Here is an 18,734-nt window from a genome sequence, read left to right as displayed (position 1 = left end):
GGTTATGAATTTAATTGTAAATGCAGATAAGAACTGGGGAATAGGAAAAGAGAACCAGCTTTTGGTCCATATCCCCAACGATATGAAGATGTTCCGCCAGACCACCACAGGCAAGGTGGTTGTCATGGGCAGAAAGACACTGGAGAGTTTTCCCAACGGAATGCCTCTGCCAAAGAGAACCAATATTGTACTGACAACAGATCAGGACTATGACGGCAGAGGAGCAGCTGTAGTCCACAGCACAGAAGAACTGTTTGAGGAACTGAAAAAGTACGATAAAAATGATATTTTTATCATCGGCGGTGAGAGTATTTACAGGATGATGCTTCCTTACTGTGACACGGCATATGTAACCAGGCTGGATTATGCCTATGATGCAGACACGTATTTTCCGAATCTTGATGAACTGGAAGAATGGAAAGTTGTTGAGGAGAGCGAGGAGCAGACTTATTTCGACCTTGAGTATGTATTTTTAAAGTATAAGAAGATGAAAGATTGACAGAAGATTCAAAAAGTTTCATAATTATATCCAAAGGGCACACCGTATTTTAGGTGGACGTGTTTGCGCCCGATATGCTGAGGTATAAAAATTACATAGAAACAGGAAGGAAGAGATAACATGTTAGATATCAAAGTTGAAAAGACCCAATGTCCGAAAGAAAAACCGGGAAAAGATGATCCGCTGCTGTTTGGAACCATTTTTACAGATCATATGTTTGTGATGGACTATGATGAGGAAAAAGGATGGTTTGATCCGCGCATCGTTCCATATACTGATCTTACACTGTCACCGGCTGCAACGATCTTTCACTACGGGCAGGGCGTCTTTGAAGGACTGAAGGCATACAATTCAGAAAACGGAAATGTTAATTTATTCCGTCCGGATATGAATGCCAAGAGATCTAACCGTTCATCTGACAGGCTGTGTATTCCGGAAATCCCGGAAGAAGACTACATCCAGGCGATTGAGCAGTTAGTTGCTCTGGACAAAGACTGGATTCCGAATGAGCCGGACCATTCTTTATATATCCGTCCGTTTATTATCGGAACAGATCCGTTCCTGGGCCTGAAAACTTCCAGATACTATAAGTTTATTATCATTCTTTCACCGGTAGGTCCTTATTATCCGGAAGGATTGGATCCTGTCAGCATCTGGATTGAAGATGATTACGTAAGGGCTGTCCGGGGCGGCATTGGAGAGGCTAAGACCGGAGGAAATTATGCAGCCAGCATTCTTTCCCAGGTGAAAGCGCATGATGAGGGATATTCTCAGGTACTCTGGCTGGACGGAGTGGAAAGAAAATATATTGAAGAAGTAGGGGCCATGAATATCTTCTTTAAGATTGACGGAAAGGTAGTGACACCGAAGTTAAACGGAAGCATTCTTCCTGGAATCACAAGAGATTCTGTTATTCAGCTCTGTAAAGAGTGGGGATACGAAGTAGAAGAAAAGAGGATTTCCATAGATGAGATCTACGAAGCCCATAAAGCAGGACTTTTAGAAGAAGTATGGGGTACTGGAACTGCAGCAGTTATTTCACCGGTAGGAAAGTTCCGCTGGGGAGATGAGGTCATGCAGGTAAAAGACGGAGGCATCGGCGAGCTGAGCCACAAGCTTTATGATACCGTAAGCGGAATCCAGCTGGGCAAGATCAAAGATACTCACGGATGGATTGTTGAAATCAAATAATTATTTCGGCTGGGAGGTGAACTTCATCTTCCAGCCTTTTATTCTGTGCCCTGCCGGGGATCTCCTTTATGAAAGGAACTCTTTTTTTAATTGAAATATTGTATTCTTGAAATGTCTTTGGTATAATATAAAAACGTGACTAAAAGTCATAAACTCAAATTATTATATTTAAGAGGAAAGTGAAAGGAGATTGGACAATGGAAATGTACATTGCGATTGCAGCCGGAATCTTATCTCTGGTTGTTGCATTTGCACTTATGTCAAAAGTAAAAGGTGCTGATGAAGGAAATGATCAGATGAAGGAAATCGCCGGAGCGATCAACGAAGGGGCCCATGCGTTCTTAAGGGCGGAATACAAGCTGCTTGTGGTATTTTGTATAGTAGTATTTGTATTAATCGGCCTTGGAATTCAAAGTTGGGTATCAGCAGTCTGCTTTTTGGTTGGAGCATGTTTTTCTGCATTAGCAGGTTATATCGGTATGCACACAGCTACAAAGGCAAACGTAAGAACAGCAGAGGCAGCAAGATCAGGCGGGATGAGCAAAGCTTTATCCATCGCATTTTCAGGCGGTGCCGTAATGGGTCTTACAGTAGTAGGTCTCGGACTGTTCGGTGTTACAATGGTTTATAAGATTACTGGAGACGTCAGTGTGCTGACAGGATTCAGTTTGGGAGCATCTTCTGTGGCACTGTTCGGACGTGTGGGAGGCGGTATTTATACAAAAGCTGCTGACGTAGGAGCTGATCTTGTAGGTAAAGTAGAAGCTGGTATCCCGGAAGATGATCCGAGGAACCCGGCAGTTATCGCTGACAATGTAGGTGATAATGTAGGTGACGTTGCAGGTATGGGTGCCGATTTATATGAATCTTATGTAGGTTCTATTGTATCTGCTATTACAATCGGAGTTGTTGCATTCAGCCTTAAGGGTGCTGTATATCCATTAGTGCTTGCAGCCATCGGTATTGCCGCATCTATTCTCGGAGTTATTTTTGTAGTCAATACAAAGAGCCAGAATCCTCACAGAGCATTAGATGGAGGTACATACTTCTCAAGTATTATCGTTTTAATTGCAGCATTTTTCTTAAGCCGTCAGTTCTTTGGAAACCTGGATACATTCTGGGCAATCCTCGGCGGTGTTCTTGTTGGAAATATCATCGGTAAGCTTACTGAGATTTATACATCCAGTGACTACGGCGCAGTTAAAAAGATTGCAGACCAGTCTGAGACAGGATCTGCAACAACCATTATTTCAGGACTTGCAGTAGGTATGGAATCTACAGCATTCCCGATCATCTTTATCTGTATTGCAGTTATCGTTGCTTATCAGTTTGCAGGTTTATACGGAATAGCTCTTGCGGCAGTCGGTATGCTTTCTACAACCGGTATCACAGTAGCAGTCGATGCTTACGGCCCGATTGCGGACAATGCCGGAGGTATTGCTGAAATGGCAGAACTTGATGAGTCTGTGCGTAAAATCACTGATAAACTTGATGCAGTTGGAAACACAACGGCAGCTATGGGTAAAGGATTTGCCATCGGTTCAGCGGCGCTGACAGCACTTGCACTGTTCTCCGCTTATTCACAGGCAGTAAGCTTAACTACCATCAACTGTCTGGATCCGAAGGTTATCGTAGGTGTGTTAGTCGGAGGAATGCTTCCGTTCTTATTCTCAGCATTCACAATGCAGTCTGTAGGTAAGACTGCAAACGAAATGATCGTAGAAGTACGCCGCCAGTTCAAAGAGATTCCGGGAATCCTTGAAGGAACAGGAAAACCGGATTACAAAACCTGTGTTGAGATTTCTACATCAGCGGCATTAAAAGAAATGCTGCTTCCAGGTGTCATGGCGATTGTTTCTCCATTGATTATCGGAGTTCTGTTAGGTGTAGAGGCACTCGGCGGACTGTTGGTAGGATCCCTGGCATCAGGTGTTATGATGGCGATCTTCATGGCAAATGCCGGAGGAGCCTGGGATAATGCGAAAAAGTATATTGAAGAAGGAAATCACGGCGGAAAAGGCAGCGATGCTCATAAAGCAGCAGTTGTCGGTGACACTGTGGGAGATCCGTTCAAAGATACATCAGGACCGTCTATCAACATCTTAATCAAGCTGATGACGATCGTAGCATTAGTATTTGCACCGTTATTCTTAAGTATCGGCGGAATTTTATAAGAGATATAAAAATAGAGTCAGGCTTTGAATGCCTGGCTCTATTTTTGTTTCTCATTATAACTACTATAGATCTGTTAGTTTTCTGCAGCTGTTGCCTGATATGTCTGAGGCTTCAGCGGTTTTTTCATCATAAGTACAGCAACAGCAGTCACAGCGGCTTCAGCGGCAATGATGCCGGTCCATAGGGCCTGCCTTCCAAAGACGGAAGGAAGAAGAAAGATAAAGGCTACATTGACGACGAAACTTCTGAGGGAAGCGATGATCAATGCCCTGGATGTTCTCTTGGATGCCAGATGATAGGTAGTGAAAATCATGTTGACTGCAGCAAACAAAAACGAAATTCCATAGACAGACAAGCTTTCACTGGCAAGGCGCACAAGAGCGGGTTCCCGGTTAAATATGTGAACGATCGGTTCGCCGAACAGCAGAAGGACTGCATATAAGAAAAGAGCCAGAAGAAAGTTTAGGATAATCCCCTTTCGGAAAAAATACCTTTCCAATTCTTTTTTTCCTTCTCCCACAGAGCGGCTGATCAGCGGCTGGATTCCGTCGGATACTCCGATAAAGATGCAGAATACTAAGGTCAGGAGATAACACACTACAGAAAATGCAGAGACTCCTATATTGCCAAGATACCGGATCACAATCAGATTATAGCAGAAAATTGTGATAGGCTGGCTCATCTGTGTAATCAGCTCCGGTATGCCCCGGCGGAGAATTTCCACAGCATAATACTTTTTCAGGGGCAGGAGTTTTAATTTCAGCCTGCCTTTTCCCCGTACAAAATGGGGAAGCATGATCATGCAGGAAATGACCTGGCCCAGTCCGGATGCGATGGCTGCTCCGTGGATTCCCATATGTAACACAAAAATAAAAAGCCAGTCAAGGAACACATTGCTTAATGCACCGGCTGCCATTCCAACAAGGCCGAGCCTCGGGCTTCCGTCGTTGCGGACAAACGCCGCAAGCACCATGGCCATACAGAAGAAAATTCCAAATAATATATAATAGCGCAGATAATCTGAAGTAAGGGAAAGAAGGCTGCCCTCTGCTCCGAGGAATACGGCAATACGATCTGAAAAAAGAAAACTAAATACAGTCATAAAACCTGAAAATATTAACACAAGAAAAATACTGTTCATAAAGGAGTGAACAGCTTTTTTATCATTTCCCTGTCCTATAAAGATGGATGTAATAGTCGCTCCTCCCATAGCGATCATCATAGCCACTGCGGTCAGGATACAGATAAAAGGAACTGCCAGATTAATAGCTCCCAGCCCGGATGAACCAATTCCCCGGCCTACAAAAATACCGTCAACTACAAAATACAATCCGGTCACCATGGATGCACAGACCGATGGGACAACAAATTGATAAAATTTATTTTTGTTCATTTCATAAAAACCTCCAAAATTCTGTTATACTAAAAGTATAAAGTATCCCATAATGGGAGAGTCAAGGAGAAGTGAAATGGAAGATTATTTAACGATCGGAGAAGTTTCTAAAATGAAAGGAGTAGGCATCAAATCACTAAGGTATTATGACAGAATTGGTATTCTGAAGCCGGCATACATTAATCCCAAAACAGGATACCGTTACTATGCCATTAATCAGATGCTGATGGTGGATCTGATCCTTCTGTGTCTGGGATTAGATATCCCTTTAAAAGAAATGCAGGAATATATGGATGAAAAGAACCATCTGGATGTCGAAAGCCTGCTGAAGGACGGACGGAAAAAAGCGGAGGAGAAGGCGGCAAAAATACAGGGGACACTGTCACAGATAGACGGACTGGAAAAGAGAATCAGAGGATCAGATGAAATACGGAAAAAGGGGAGAGATCTCTATTATAAATCCATAGATAAAAGGATGATTATTGCGCTGCCGTGGAAATATCCTTCCGCAGATGATAAAGCCTATATGAGTGAAATTACAAAATTGTACTCATTATCCCAGGAGCTGGGATTGACTGTATTTTACCAGCAGGGTCTTATCCGTTATATAAAAGGCACAGAGGATCTGTATTATATATTTATGGAAATACAGCAGACAGATATTGAAGATCCCAGGATATTCTGTCTGCCGGAGGGCACCTACCAATGCAGTGTCTCAGATACGACCAGAATTGAAGAAGAACATATAAGGGAAGAAGAGGAGGAAGTCCTCATCGTTGAAACAGACTTTTATTTTGACAGACAGCCCAAAGACAAATATTTTTTGGAGTTACAGATATTAAAAAGAGAAGGCAGAGGGATTTAAACTCCCGCTGCCTCTTTTTTGCTATGGATTCAGTTCTGCGATCCGGCTGACCGCAACATAGATCTCACTGATCTTATACCAGGTAGGATAGTCAACGACTCCTGTCTGGCCCAGACCGAATACATTCTGGAATATCCTTACGGCATTGGCAGTCTGCTGGCCGAAAGTGCCGTCTACCGGTATCGTAGGGATGGAAGGATAATCCTGCGCGATTCGGTTTAACTGCTCCTGCATCTGACGAACTTTGTCACCGGTGGAGCCGATGGTCAGATCATGCCCCGGCCATGAGGAAGGAATACCGGAGATCTGTTCCGCAGTATTAATATAGATGCTTTCTCCGTAATAATATCTGAGAATTTCAATTGGAGTGTAGCCCTGTTCCCCCAGATATTGAGAGCCCCACTGTGTCATCCACTCAGGGCAGGTTACCCGTTTGCCGTCACAGTATTGGGTAAGGATCGGCTGGCGTACATTAGGACGGGACAGATAGCTTGCAAAAATTTCATCCACAATCGTATTAATGGAATCATATGTTGTCTTGCCGTTCATCCACTTGTGGTCATAAGCAGTGGAAGAAGTGATCGTAAAGTCATGGCCTTTATTTCTGTACCATTCTGTGTAAACTCTGTTTAAAGTGAAGGACATGATTGCAAGAATATTCGCTTCCAATGCCGCCCGTGTCCAGGTAGAATAGACTTCACATGCCGCCACATTTTTAATGTAATCCTTGTAGCGCACATAATAATTCTGGGCTGTCTGGTCGCTGATAGGTCCGTCATGGACAATGATGAACTCCGGAATAACCACACGGCTTAATACGATTTCTCCGGTTTCACTGACAGGTTTAATCTCGTCCTCGGCAATTTTGGGAGGGTATTCACCCCACAAAGTATGCGGTCCTATGACGATATTATCCAGATCTGTTGTTGATGTTTCCGAGGGAATCAGACTTACATTCTGCAGGCCGTTTGTATTTGCCAGGACCTGAGCCCCGGAGATAGTGATTGGTTCATAGTCAGGTGCAGTCACATGCAGATTGTATTCTGAATATGGCTGGTTTTCGCTCGGAGAAAGACTGTATTCTACGGGAGGGGCATCCAGTGCAATCTCTTCAGTCTGTCCGTTCTGATTGGTACTGACCTGCTCTAGCACCTGATCGGATTCACCGGTATACGAAATTGAAACTGTGGCATTCTGAACCGGAATATATCCAATGGTAGAGTTTACTTGAATTTTTAAGTTGCCTTTGTCTGCCATTTAAAAAATCCTTTTTCTTTTACTATATGCGGGGGTAAAAAAAATATACCGCTATGATATGGCTTCATATTTCCCGTTTTTACGAAATGTGGTAACATGGGAAGAGAAGGCAGAGGAAGAAGTCTTTCAGAACAAACCAATATACGGATAAAAAGAAAATACGAAAAATATGAAAGAGGTAGTCATGGAGAGTAAGGAAGAAAAGCAAAAGCATAAGAGACGTGTCCGCTACAGCGGCACACATCCGAGAAATTATAAAGAAAAATATAAAGAACTCCACCCGGAGAAGTATCCGGATACAGTGGCCAAAGTGATTCAGAAAGGCAGCACGCCTGCCGGCATGCACATCCCGATCTGTGTAAAAGAAATTCTTGAGTTTCTTCAGATTAAACCAGGACAGACCGGATTGGATGCAACGTTAGGATATGGCGGACACACACAGGAGATGCTGAAATGTCTCAAATCCAAAGGGCATATGTATTCTCTGGATGTGGACAGTATAGAGATAGAAAAAACAAGAGAGCGTCTTAAAAATCTGGGCTTTGGACCGGAAATACTGACAATCCGCCAGCTCAATTTTGCAAAGATTGATGAGATTTCAGAGGAAGCAGGGCTGTTTGATTTTGTCCTGGCAGATCTGGGCGTTTCTTCTATGCAGATTGACAACCCGGACAGAGGATTCTCCTACAAGACAGAGGGTCCGCTGGATCTTCGCCTGAATCCTGAGAAGGGAGTGTCAGCAGCTGACAGGCTGAGAGATATTACCAGGGAAGAACTGCAGGGAATGCTGGCTGAAAATTCAGATGAACCCTATGCGGATGTAATCTCCCGTGCAGTAGTTTCCAAGATCAAAAAGGGGACTGCCATTGATACCACAACGAAACTCCGGGAAGTGATTGAGGAAGCTTTGCAATTTATTCCGGAGAATGAGAGAAATGAAACTGTGAAAAAAACATGTCAGAGAACGTTTCAGGCCCTGCGCATTGATGTTAATAATGAGTTCGAAGTACTGTATGAATTCTTGGAGAAGCTGCCTGATATTATGGCAAAAGATGGACGGGCTGCCATACTGACATTTCATTCCGGAGAAGACAGGCTTGTCAAAAAGTCCTTTAAACATTTTCTGCGGGAAGGCGTTTATAAAGAGATTTCCACCGAAGTCATCCGTCCTTCTGCTGAAGAATGCAGGCTGAACAGCCGGGCACGTTCAACGAAAATGAGATGGGCTGTAAAAGCCTGAATAAATTTGGAAAATAGCAGGACATAGGAGGATATACAGATGATTTATAGGGAAAAGGATTTAGAAATGGAAGGGGTACTTCAGACTGCAAGGCAGATATGTGTGGCGGCAAGGACAGCACCGAAGACAAGGGGAATGGATTTTATCCACACCGCAGTTGTCACCGGAGAACATCTCTTAAAGCTTGCAGATGAAACAGAAAGACTGGGAAAAGAACAGGGGCAGGATTTCTACGTAAGAGATGCAGAAAACTTACGAAAAAGCCAGGCTGTTGTCTTAGCAGGTGTTTCCTATCAGCAGAGGGGCCTGAATGAATGCTGTGGGTACTGTAACCAAACAAACTGTGAAGGGTGCAGAGAAAATCAGAGCGTCTGTGTGTTTGACCCGATCGATCTTGGAATTGCATTAGGCTCAGCAGTCAGTGTGGCCTCTATGGAACGTGTGGATAACCGGATTATGTTTTCTATAGGAAAAGGAGCTTTATCACTGGGATTACTCGGACCTGAGGTGAAGATCGTTTTGGGAATACCTCTTTCTGCTTCAGGAAAGGCACCTTATTTTGACCGGAAATAGCCATAGGATTGCTTTCCGTACAATTTCTTTTAATTGTACGGGAAGCAGCATTGAATCTATCTACATTTAGAGATATAATAAAAACAACAAGGAAATGAAAACAGCCCCATAAATACTTTTAAAGACAATGTTTTAAACCTTTTGCTGTTAATTTTATTCTAATTATATGAATTAATGATATATATTGTTAAAAAAAGCTATAAAAAGTTGTATTTTTTTGAAAAATATAGTAAAATAGAACAATAGAATGGTTTATGTATAAAAGAAACTAATGAACCATATCAAAACACATATGATATGAGGGTAAAATGCAAAAGGAAGGGGTGGGGCAGTGGATTTACAAGTATTCGAAGTCCGCTTAAAGGTATATTTATTAGAGGATATACCAGTCGAGACAGTTCAAAAAAAGACGGCAGCGCTGATTGACATCTGCCTGAGCAGAGACGAAGCACTTCTGGAATTTCATGAGACAAATCAGTTCAAAAATTATTCTTTCGGGAATCCGTATCCGCTGGAAAAAGACAAAGTATACAAGAAGGACAAGGTGTATGTGATTACAATCCGTACAATTGATCCCAGGCTTGCAGAGGTTTTTTCAGAAAAATTAAAGAATGAACGGTCCGAAGAAATGCAGGCATTGACCTGTGATATTAGAATCATTCCCAAGAAACATAAAATTATAGATACGATTTATTCTATCTCCCCGGTGATTGTAAAAGCGGAACGCTACTGGAGGGGATTTTTTTCGTTGGAGGAATATGAGAATAGATTAACAGTAAATTTAATCAAAAAGTATAATAATTTCTGCAGTACAAAAATAGAGGAAGATTTTGAGTTCATCCGAATGATTCAAGTTCAAAACAGAGCACCCATCGCAGTCGCGTACAAAAAGATAAAGCTGCTGGGAGATAAGATTGCATTAAAAGTTGCAGATAATGAGTTATCACAGGAACTCAGTTACATGTCATTAGGTACAGGATTGGGAGAAATTAATGCCCGCGGAGCTGGATTTGTAAATTACCGGTGGATGTAGGAGGTTGCATTTTGCTTAAAGAGTGTACAGAAATATTTAGAGAGGAATTAAGGAAAAACAATAATTTGCTTTTTGATTTTTACATACCGGCGAATGGGACTTATTTGATTGTGAAGGAAGACGGTACATTAAGTGAGCCTGTGGAAATAGAATTGGATAAGAAAACTGGTGAAATCAATCGTACGAATCGTTTTTTTGCTCAAATTTGTCAATATGATTATTACAGCCGGCTGATTGATATGAATAAGCCGCAGGACAACAAAAAAATTATTCATTCCAATAATTATCTTTCGTTCTTTGTAAAGAAGGAGAGTCTCCAAAATGGAAAGCTAAACATGGAAGCGATTGACCGATATTTTGATGCGGTCAGTCATCCGGAACTGAAATACAAAGGTCAGACATTAAAGATTTATCAAAAGCTGGAGGAAGACATTGGAGAGATTCCTCTTTATACTGCAGATCAATACCGCCAGTGGATAAAAGATCATATTTTTAAATTGGATGTGGATCTTTCAAAGAAAGATTATCTGAAAATCTTTTTTGAAGCTCCAATGGAACAGTATAAAAGAGAAAATGATCGGTATCTGGTTCCGAATATTTATAACAGCAATGACTATAACCTGGAGATTGAAGAGCAAATTTACGGTCTTCCGAATAATAATCTTGGGATGAATGCAAAAAAAACTTACCTGTCCAGCAGAACAAAAAAAACAGAGGTGCCATTTCTTTTAAATAAGGAAGAGGTACTGATGCAGAAGAAATTCTTTGATCATCTGATGAATTATGCCATGGTGGGGAAATCAAATGTATATGTCGACACAGAAGAAAGGACAATCCGTGCATACAAAAATAAGGAGATGATAGACAGAAATTTTAATGGTGTTTATTTACGAATCCAAAAAGGAAAAGAAGTAGAAATTCATAGCAGTGATATTATTTCTTGCTACCATCCTTCGGTAAATAAGCCATTTAAGTATCGGAACGCTCTTGGATATACTCCAAAAGAGCATAAGGAAGGAACGGAATATGGAACGTTTTATAAAAAGGAGAAAATCCAGACGCTGTTAGATGTAGTTTTCTTCTCAAAATTTCTTGCAGGAAATTATTTTACTCCGCAGGATAAGCTGGGAATGAACGATGGATACATCAAAAGGAATCTTATACATGCGCGGGAAGCAATTTTTGACTGGCTTTATAAAGATGAAACGGCTCATGCCGCAAAAGTTTTAAAGAGAGTGTCTTTGGATTTGGTATTGGGGGCACTGGAGGAAGGATATATTTTTAAGGCCATGGACTGTTTTAATCTACGCCATTCACTGTTGGAATATTTTTCAGATAAAGAGGAGGATACGATGGGAAGCAGAATTGATCAGATCGTAGCTGATTTAAAAACAAAACTGGAAGCAAAAGAAACACAGAATATACAATCAGATGGTGAATACTTTTTTGCAGTGGGACAGCTGGTACAGTATTATATTTCTTTAAATAAAGGAAAGAGAAAAACCCATGCACTGGCAAATCCATTTTTGAACGCAAAAACAGATGCGATGCTGAAGGAAAAGTTGGTGCAGTTTTTTAAGAAATATAATTATGAAATTGATATATGGAGTAAACATTTTAATCAGCTGTACTGTATGATAACGGAATATGAACCAGAAGGGAAAATTCAACAGGATCTGATGATAGCGGGATATCTGCACAGCAGTTTGATTTATGTATCAAAGGAGGACAAGTAGATGGATAAACGAGTATATGGAGTTTTAGGGATTTCCTCAATTATGGCAAACTGGAATGCTGATTTTACAGGATATCCAAAGACAACGCAGGATGGGATGACCTTTGGAAGTGACAAAGCATTAAAATATCCTATGAAAAAGATGTGGGATAATGAAGGGAAGAAAGTTCTTTATATTAAGTCCATGAAATTTTCTAATGGAAAAAAAGGAGAAGTGACATTAGTACCAAATTCTCTGAAAGAGCGGTATGAACACTTATATGATATAGAAGATCTGAAAAAATGTAATGATACAAAAGAAGTTATCACAAACTTGTTTCAGGCAGTGGACGTAAAAAATTTTGGTGCCACATTTGCTGAAGAAAAAAATAATATATCCATTACTGGGGCAGTTCAATTTGGACAAGGATTCAACAAATACGAGGGAACCAGTCCTGAAGAACAGCAGATTTTATCTCCATTTAGAGATGGGTCAAAAGATGATAAAAAAGAAGAAGCCAAAAATTCCACGCTGGGAACAAAAATTGTCAGCAATGAAGCCCATTATTTTTACCCATTTGTGGTAAATCCTATGGCATATAAAGAGTTTGTCCAACTGGGCGTGACCGAAGGGTATACAGAAGAAGATTATGAGAACTTTAAACGCACAGCTTTAGTATCAGCGACAGCATTTGCAACCAATTCAAAAGAAGGATGTGAAAATGAATTTGCACTGTTTGTAGAGACAGAGCCGGATTTATACCTTCCGAACCTTTCTGAATATATCACATTTATAAAGGACGGGGATAAGAATGTGATTACACTTGAACATACAGAATTTTTAAATGCCCTTGCTGACAAAATTAAGAAGATTGAGATTTATTATAATCCATATACAACAAAATTAAACTGTGAAATCCAAGGTGCAGAATACTACGATATCATTACACAAAAAGAGGTGTAGCGGATGGATGTATGCAAGATTACTCTGAAAGGAAGGACTGCTTTTTTCAAGAAGCCGGATGTGAACAGTTATTATTATTTCACTTATGGTCAGATTCATAAAATTGTTCTTCTTGGAATTTTTGGAGCAGTGCTTGGTTATTCTGGCTATGAATCAATAAAAACAGAAAATCAGAAAAAGGATTTAAAGATAGAACCGGGGTTTCCGGAGTTTTATGAAAGACTCAAAGACTGCAGATTTTCCATTGTGCCCAAAAATGAAAAAGGCTGGATTCCGAAAAAGATTCAGTACTTTAACAATTCCGTCGGGTATGCTTCCAAAGAGCAGGGAGGTAATCTGATTGTAAAAGAACAGTGGCTGGAATCACCGGAGTGGGATATTTATATTTTGCTGGACTGCGGGGAAAGCCGGATTCTTTCAGAAGCTCTGCTGGACTTCCGCTGTGTCTATTCACCATACCTTGGAAAAAATGATCATCCTGCAGACCTTGTGAACCCGCAGATTCTAACGCTGGAAGAAATTTCTACGGAAAACAGACAGTTGGACTGCTTTGTACCAAAAAGTAAGGTCACATTTGCATATCTGGATGAAGATGACGAGGAGGAAGAAGACTTTTATAAATATGAAGAAGGTCTTCCGTATGCGTTGGATCCGTATACAAACCTTTATATCACAGAGCCTTTTGTTTTTACAAACCAGTATGTAAAGGAGTGTGGACTGCCGCTGTACCGGGCCGGAAAACATATTATTGCATTTTACTAGAATACCATCGGAAAGAATTCTGTCTCCAAGCAGGATTCTTTTCGATGGTTTTTATGATATAGGGGGATTCTAATGTATTTTGATGAAGATGTCGTAAAAATAGAGAAATTAATCAAAGATCCGGAGAGATATTTTGCCCATAGACCGAAGGAAGGCGGCAGGTCAAAAGAAACATTAAAGGAACATACTAATTTGGCAGAATCTTATTTTCTGGAACTTTTTGAAGCCAAGGATTTAGGACGCTGTATGGAGTTTTTTGAACAGAAATATTTTGATGAATTCAGCGATAGAGCCAAAAAAGTATTCAGGAAAATGATATTTGGAATAATTACGTTCCATGATTTTGGAAAAGTAAATCCGTATTTTCAAAAAGAAAAGATGGATCATGAAATGCCGGATGCCAAACCGATTTTTACTAATAATTATCATTCCCTGATTTCATCAGTTCTTTATTTTGAATATTTTATGGAAAAAGTATGGGAATTGGAGCCTGCTGATAAAAAACAGCTGAAAGAATTTTTGTTTTTAAACTCTTACCTAATTGCAAAACATCACAGTGGTTTGGATTCTTTTGAAATATATCTGAAAAGTTTTGATTATGAAGATGTTTATTACTTGATCGAAACCTTGGAAGAGGAAAAGAATCTGAACTTTTATAAAAGAAAATTTAAGTGCAGGTTAAAAAGAGAGAGTTTAGGCAAAGCAGCAGGGAATGTTAGAACAGCAGCCCGTGATAAAAAAAGCCGAAGTAAACAGATCCTGTTTTATGCATATGAACGCCTGATGTACTCTTTGCTGATTGCCAGTGATCACTATGCCACATCAGAATATATGAATGATGTGAAAATCAGGAATTTCGGCGGAATGGAGCATATTGATGAGTTTTCTGGACAATATCAGGATACAAAACTTTATCAGGGAATTCGAAAATACGAGCAGGAAAAATATTCAAAAGAAAAAGATCTGTTTAAAGAAACGGAAATCAATATACTGAGAACGGAGCTTTTTTTGGATGCTGAAAAAGAATTAGAAAAACATCGAGATAAAAATATATTTTTCCTTGAAGCACCCACGGGCAGCGGAAAATCGAACACTGCAGTTAATTTAAGTTTTCATCTTATGAAGCAAAATACGGGCATTGGAAAAATATTTTATGTGTATCCGTTTAATACCCTGATTGAGCAAAATCTTGAATCCATGGAAAAGATTTTTGAAGGAACAGATACAGCAAAAGAAATTGCAGTTTTGAATTCTATGAAGCCCATTCCTATGGATCGTTCAAAGAGAGAAGCAGATGAACTCCAATATTTTCAGGAAGCGCTGCTGAACCGTCAGTTTCTGAACTATCCGATGATCTTAACAACCCATGTCAGTTTGTTTGATACTATGTTCGGAAGACGGAAAGAAAGTGCTTTTGGATTTCATCAGCTGGCGGACAGTATCCTTGTCTTAGATGAAATTCAGAGTTACAGAAACAGTATCTGGACAGAGATTATTTTATTTTTAAAAGAATTCGCAGAGTTTCTCAATATGAAAGTTATTATAATGTCTGCAACATTACCGAACTTGGATGTGCTGTCACCGGATCTGGAAAACGCCGTGCCATTAATCAGAAACAGAGAAAAATTCTTTTCCCATCCGGTTTTTAAAAACAGAGTACATCCTGACTTCAGTCTTATGGGAAACGACTTATCCATGGAAGACTTATTGGAGCATGTTTTAAACCAGCAAAAATTGAAGAAAAAGATCTTAGTGGAATTCATAAAAAAAGAATCCGCCTATGCATTTTTTCAAATGTTGGAGGACGACGGACGGCTTGAACTTCCGATAGAATTGCTGACAGGAGATCAGAGTGTTCTGGAACGGAAGCAGATTTTGAAGAAGATCGATTCTGCAGGAAAACAGGGAATGATCCTGGTTTCAACTCAGGTGATTGAGGCCGGTGTGGATATTGATATGGACATCGGATATAAAAACTGGTCCAAATTGGACAGTGAGGAACAGTTCCTGGGAAGAATCAACAGATCCTGCAAAAAGCACGGTGCTGTTGTATATTTTTTTGAGATGGACGATCCGAGACATATCTACAGGGACGGAGATGCCAGAATAGAAAATTTGGAATATACTTTGGCGAACGAAGAAATGAGAGAAATTCTTTTAAAAAAAGATTTTCAGAAATACTATAGTCCTGTTTTAGAAGTGCTGAAAAAAACATTTATTTCAAGTGCAGGAGACCATGGTATCACCGCGTTTTTTAACTCAGTTCTAGGTCTTTTGGATCACTATAAAATTGAAGAAAGAATGAAGCTGATTCAGGATGATATGTGGAGTATGTCGGTTTATCTCTGCCGAAAAGTGGAAGAGGAAGATGGAACACTGATTGATGGAAAAGAGGTTTGGGATCAATATAAGAAACTTCTCATGGATCAGGAGATGGATTATTCAAAGAAAAAATATTTGCTGTCTGAAGTCAGAAGTAAAATGAACTATTTTACCTATGCAATACAGAAAACAGATTTAATGTACAGTGACAGAATCGGCGAACTTTATATGATTGAAGATGGGGAAAAATATTATCGAAATGGACGGCTAAACAAAATCCTGCTTGAAGGAAAAGATGGTACACCAGATTTCGTCTAAGATGGAGGTATATGATGGAGATCAATGGAACATTAATCAACTATTATTTTCACTGTAAACGGCAGTGTTATTTATTCGGAAACCGGATGAATCTGGAAGATAACAGCGAGGAGGTTAAAATCGGAAAGGCGATCCACGAGGAAAAAGCGAATCAGGGAAAGAACACAGAGCTAGCTGTCGAAAATATTAAACTAGACCGTTTGACAAAAGAATATCTAACAGAGATCAAAAAGTCAGATGCTGATCCGGAAGCAGCAAAGTGGCAGCTTTTATATTATTTAAAAGTATTGAAAAGAAATGGGATTGTGAGAAAAGGAAGATTGGAATTTGTGGAGAAAAATAAAAAGGATAAAAAGGTTGAAATTGTAGAACTGACATCGGAATTGGAAGAAGAATTAAATCAATATGTGGAGCAGATTCAAGTGTTGCTGGAAAGTGAAAAGGTTCCCGAAGTATTGGAGAAGCCAAAATGTAAAAAATGTGCGTATTATGAATATTGTTATATAGCGTAGGAGGAGAAGGCATGGGAAGTACAAAATATATTACATCTATGGGTGAATTAACAAGGAAAGATAATTCCCTTTGTTTCAGAAAAGACGGAAAGAATATTTACATACCAATTGAAAATACAAAGGAGATTTACTGTCTGAATGAAGTATCCATTAATTCAAAACTCCTGGATTTCTTATCACAGAATCATGTGGTAGTCCATTTTTTTAACTATTATGAAGGATACAGCGGCACATTTTATCCCAAACCTCAGTATATGAGCGGCAGGCTCTTAATGAAACAGGCAGAAGCACACCAGACGAAACGGGTGAATATTTCAAGAGCCATTGTGTGCGGAATTGGAGAAAATATCAAGGAGGTTTTATATCACTATTATAAACATGACAATGATGCGGTAAAGGAAACCGTTGATTGGCTTGGAAGTGAATTTATCAGACAGATAGATGAGGCATCCAATATAAAACAGCTCATGTCTGTGGAAGGAGAAGCATGGCAGAGATTTTATCAGGATTTTAAGAGTTTTCTGCCGGAAGATTTCGTCATGAATAAACGGGTAAAACGGCCGCCGGATAATCCGATCAATGCATTGATATCTTTTGGAAATACTCTTTTGTATGCAAAAACAATCTCAGCTATTTACCGGACACACCTGGATCAAAGAATCAGTTTTCTCCATGAGCCATCCGAGGGAAGATTTTCATTGAGTCTTGATATGTGTGAAGTATTTAAGCCTGTTATTGTGTATCGGACCATCTTTGATCTGGTAAATCGGAAGCAGCTTCAGGTAAAAAAACATTTTGATAAGAGAGTAAATTATTGTCTTCTGAATGAGGATGGAAGGAAAATATTTATTGAGGCATTTGAGAAGCGGCTGGAGACTGCATTTCAGCATCCAAAGTTAAAAAGAAAGGTCACATACCGTACTGCAATTAAATTGGACTGTTATAAATTAATTAAGTTCATATTGGAGGATAAAGAATTTCGGCCGTTTTGTCTAAGGGAGAAGATGTAGATGAAAAAGAAACTAAATTATAATTATGCCTTTGTATTTTACGACGTAAATGAAAAGCGAGTTCAAAAGGTATTTAAAATCTGTAAAAAATATCTGACTCATTTTCAGAAATCTGTATTCCGAGGAGAAATGTCTCCGTCTAAACTGATCAGGCTAAGAGATGATCTTAAAAAAGTGCTGGATGAAGATGAAGATTTTGTCTGCATTATTAAACTGATGAATGATAATGTGTTTGGGGAAGAGATACTGGGGAATCCGGAAGATAATGTGGGGGAAGATTTGATTATATGAGTTTTCTCCACTATCTCCAGTAGACCCTGGGAAGGTCTCTTTCCGATAGTGAAGAAAAATAATGTCTTATGGCACCTCCTATTTAGCAGGTACCTTTCTCTATATACTTTGCTGTGCAGAGCACGTCTATCCGTAGGATATAAAATTCGGTGTGCCAGAAGGTATATTTATTTATGTGGGAATAAACCAGATGGTAGAGTGTAAAATACAGGATGTTCCAGAGAGTATGATTTCCCAACCTCATTTTTATGAAAGAGTGAAAAAAGTCAAGGTTTATGCGGGCTGAGAGGTGTTGTGGAAGAAAATTCGATTTTTAGAACTGAGGTTGGGAAAATATTTAAAAAACGTTGAAAAATAAGGGGATTTGGGATAAGATAAAAAATAGAAATGGCTTAAATACAGGGGATAAACAAAAACATTAGATGTATTGAAATTTTAAATTTTGTATATTAATTAAGATATACTTTTTTGATAAACAAAAACATTAGATGTATTGAAATGCTGGGATGAGATGCGAAAACTCTACGGCGAATTTAGATAAACAAAAACATTAGATGTATTGAAATAACATTGGCAACTGGTTTTTAAGTAGGTTTACAGAGGATAAACAAAAAC

General features: G+C 39.6%; 16 protein-coding genes and 1 CRISPR repeat array (1 of these 17 running past the window's edge). Of the genes, 14 read left to right on the top strand and 2 right to left on the bottom strand.

The window, feature by feature from the left end:
• Window positions 1–4 precede the first annotated feature (4 nt).
• The 3 genes from KH180_RS06115 to KH180_RS06105 all read left to right on the top strand — a co-directional run bounded on the left by KH180_RS06115 (window position 5) and on the right by KH180_RS06105 (window position 3,864).
• Window positions 5–499, top strand: a complete 495-nt coding sequence (locus tag KH180_RS06115) for a dihydrofolate reductase (RefSeq protein ID WP_290757836.1) — start codon at window positions 5–7, stop codon at window positions 497–499.
• A gap of 120 nt (window positions 500–619) precedes the next feature.
• Window positions 620–1,690: a branched-chain amino acid aminotransferase gene (locus tag KH180_RS06110; RefSeq protein WP_290757834.1), complete on the top strand. Its 1,071-nt coding sequence runs from the start codon at window positions 620–622 to the stop codon at window positions 1,688–1,690.
• Window positions 1,691–1,887: 197 nt separating this feature from the next.
• A complete protein-coding gene (locus KH180_RS06105; protein WP_290757831.1) occupies window positions 1,888–3,864 on the top strand; it encodes a sodium-translocating pyrophosphatase in 1,977 nt (658 codons plus the stop codon).
• A 74-nt stretch (window positions 3,865–3,938) separates the two neighbouring features.
• On the opposite strand, the gene KH180_RS06100 is transcribed toward KH180_RS06105, so the two are convergent.
• Complete coding sequence (locus KH180_RS06100; protein ID WP_290757828.1) at window positions 3,939–5,258, bottom strand: MATE family efflux transporter; 1,320 nt, start codon at window positions 5,256–5,258, stop codon at window positions 3,939–3,941.
• A gap of 76 nt (window positions 5,259–5,334) precedes the next feature.
• Here KH180_RS06100 and KH180_RS06095 point away from each other — a divergent pair, with 76 nt between their 5' ends.
• A complete protein-coding gene (locus tag KH180_RS06095; protein WP_290757825.1) occupies window positions 5,335–6,123 on the top strand; it encodes a MerR family DNA-binding transcriptional regulator in 789 nt (262 codons plus the stop codon).
• 21 nt (window positions 6,124–6,144) lie between these two features.
• Here KH180_RS06095 and KH180_RS06090 read toward each other — a convergent pair whose 3' ends face one another.
• Window positions 6,145–7,380: a peptidoglycan-binding domain-containing protein gene (locus KH180_RS06090; protein WP_290757822.1), complete on the bottom strand. Its 1,236-nt coding sequence runs from the start codon at window positions 7,378–7,380 to the stop codon at window positions 6,145–6,147.
• Between the two features lie 184 nt (window positions 7,381–7,564).
• Between KH180_RS06090 and rsmH the strand changes: the two genes are divergently transcribed.
• The 10 genes from rsmH to cas2 all read left to right on the top strand — a co-directional run bounded on the left by rsmH (window position 7,565) and on the right by cas2 (window position 18,119).
• Window positions 7,565–8,620, top strand: coding sequence for a 16S rRNA (cytosine(1402)-N(4))-methyltransferase RsmH (rsmH, locus tag KH180_RS06085; protein WP_290757819.1), 1,056 nt, complete (start codon window positions 7,565–7,567; stop codon window positions 8,618–8,620).
• Window positions 8,621–8,659: 39 nt separating this feature from the next.
• Window positions 8,660–9,193, top strand: coding sequence for a ferredoxin domain-containing protein (locus KH180_RS06080; RefSeq protein WP_290757816.1), 534 nt, complete (start codon window positions 8,660–8,662; stop codon window positions 9,191–9,193).
• A 331-nt stretch (window positions 9,194–9,524) separates the two neighbouring features.
• Window positions 9,525–10,226, top strand: coding sequence for a CRISPR-associated endoribonuclease Cas6 (gene cas6 / locus KH180_RS06075; RefSeq protein ID WP_290757813.1), 702 nt, complete (start codon window positions 9,525–9,527; stop codon window positions 10,224–10,226).
• Window positions 10,227–10,237: 11 nt separating this feature from the next.
• Window positions 10,238–11,962, top strand: a complete 1,725-nt coding sequence (locus KH180_RS06070) for a CRISPR-associated protein (RefSeq protein ID WP_290757810.1) — start codon at window positions 10,238–10,240, stop codon at window positions 11,960–11,962.
• A complete protein-coding gene (locus tag KH180_RS06065; protein WP_290757808.1) occupies window positions 11,963–12,904 on the top strand; it encodes a type I CRISPR-associated protein Cas7 in 942 nt (313 codons plus the stop codon).
• 3 nt (window positions 12,905–12,907) lie between these two features.
• Entirely contained in the window at window positions 12,908–13,666 is a 759-nt protein-coding gene (cas5b, locus tag KH180_RS06060) for a type I-B CRISPR-associated protein Cas5b (protein ID WP_290757806.1), read from the top strand.
• 72 nt (window positions 13,667–13,738) lie between these two features.
• Window positions 13,739–16,306, top strand: a complete 2,568-nt coding sequence (cas3, locus tag KH180_RS06055; protein ID WP_290757804.1) for a CRISPR-associated helicase Cas3' — start codon at window positions 13,739–13,741, stop codon at window positions 16,304–16,306.
• An 11-nt stretch (window positions 16,307–16,317) separates the two neighbouring features.
• Complete coding sequence (gene cas4, locus KH180_RS06050) at window positions 16,318–16,818, top strand: CRISPR-associated protein Cas4 (RefSeq protein WP_330624444.1); 501 nt, start codon at window positions 16,318–16,320, stop codon at window positions 16,816–16,818.
• 11 nt (window positions 16,819–16,829) lie between these two features.
• On the top strand, window positions 16,830–17,828 hold the full coding sequence (gene cas1b / locus KH180_RS06045) for a type I-B CRISPR-associated endonuclease Cas1b (RefSeq protein ID WP_290757802.1): 999 nt from the start codon (window positions 16,830–16,832) through the stop codon (window positions 17,826–17,828).
• Window positions 17,829–18,119 carry a CRISPR-associated endonuclease Cas2 gene (gene cas2 / locus KH180_RS06040; protein ID WP_290757799.1) on the top strand — a complete coding sequence of 97 codons (291 nt, stop codon included), beginning with the start codon at window positions 17,829–17,831 and terminating at the stop codon, window positions 18,117–18,119. It begins immediately after the preceding gene.
• Between the two features lie 404 nt (window positions 18,120–18,523).
• Window positions 18,524–18,734: direct repeats of the CRISPR family, unit length 30 nt; unit sequence GATAAACAAAAACATTAGATGTATTGAAAT (it continues 2,234 nt past the right edge of the window).

It is taken from the genome of Anaerostipes sp., assembly GCF_018381315.1.
In the GTDB taxonomy this organism is placed as follows: Bacteria; Bacillota; Clostridia; order Lachnospirales; family Lachnospiraceae; genus Anaerostipes.
Note: the sequence above shows the minus strand (reverse complement) of the source record. Positions and strands in the feature narration are given on the sequence as shown.

Coding starts and splice junctions, on each gene's coding strand:
- KH180_RS06115 (WP_290757836.1), top strand. CDS start 5: ATGAATTTAATTGTAAATGCAGATAAGAACTGGGGAATAGGAAAAGAG.
- KH180_RS06110 (WP_290757834.1), top strand. CDS start 620: ATGTTAGATATCAAAGTTGAAAAGACCCAATGTCCGAAAGAAAAACCG.
- KH180_RS06105 (WP_290757831.1), top strand. CDS start 1,888: ATGGAAATGTACATTGCGATTGCAGCCGGAATCTTATCTCTGGTTGTT.
- KH180_RS06100 (WP_290757828.1), bottom strand. CDS start 5,258: ATGAACAAAAATAAATTTTATCAATTTGTTGTCCCATCGGTCTGTGCA.
- KH180_RS06095 (WP_290757825.1), top strand. CDS start 5,335: ATGGAAGATTATTTAACGATCGGAGAAGTTTCTAAAATGAAAGGAGTA.
- KH180_RS06090 (WP_290757822.1), bottom strand. CDS start 7,380: ATGGCAGACAAAGGCAACTTAAAAATTCAAGTAAACTCTACCATTGGA.
- rsmH (WP_290757819.1), top strand. CDS start 7,565: ATGGAGAGTAAGGAAGAAAAGCAAAAGCATAAGAGACGTGTCCGCTAC.
- KH180_RS06080 (WP_290757816.1), top strand. CDS start 8,660: ATGATTTATAGGGAAAAGGATTTAGAAATGGAAGGGGTACTTCAGACT.
- KH180_RS06065 (WP_290757808.1), top strand. CDS start 11,963: ATGGATAAACGAGTATATGGAGTTTTAGGGATTTCCTCAATTATGGCA.
- cas5b (WP_290757806.1), top strand. CDS start 12,908: ATGGATGTATGCAAGATTACTCTGAAAGGAAGGACTGCTTTTTTCAAG.
- cas3 (WP_290757804.1), top strand. CDS start 13,739: ATGTATTTTGATGAAGATGTCGTAAAAATAGAGAAATTAATCAAAGAT.
- cas4 (WP_330624444.1), top strand. CDS start 16,318: ATGATGGAGATCAATGGAACATTAATCAACTATTATTTTCACTGTAAA.
- cas1b (WP_290757802.1), top strand. CDS start 16,830: ATGGGAAGTACAAAATATATTACATCTATGGGTGAATTAACAAGGAAA.
- cas2 (WP_290757799.1), top strand. CDS start 17,829: ATGAAAAAGAAACTAAATTATAATTATGCCTTTGTATTTTACGACGTA.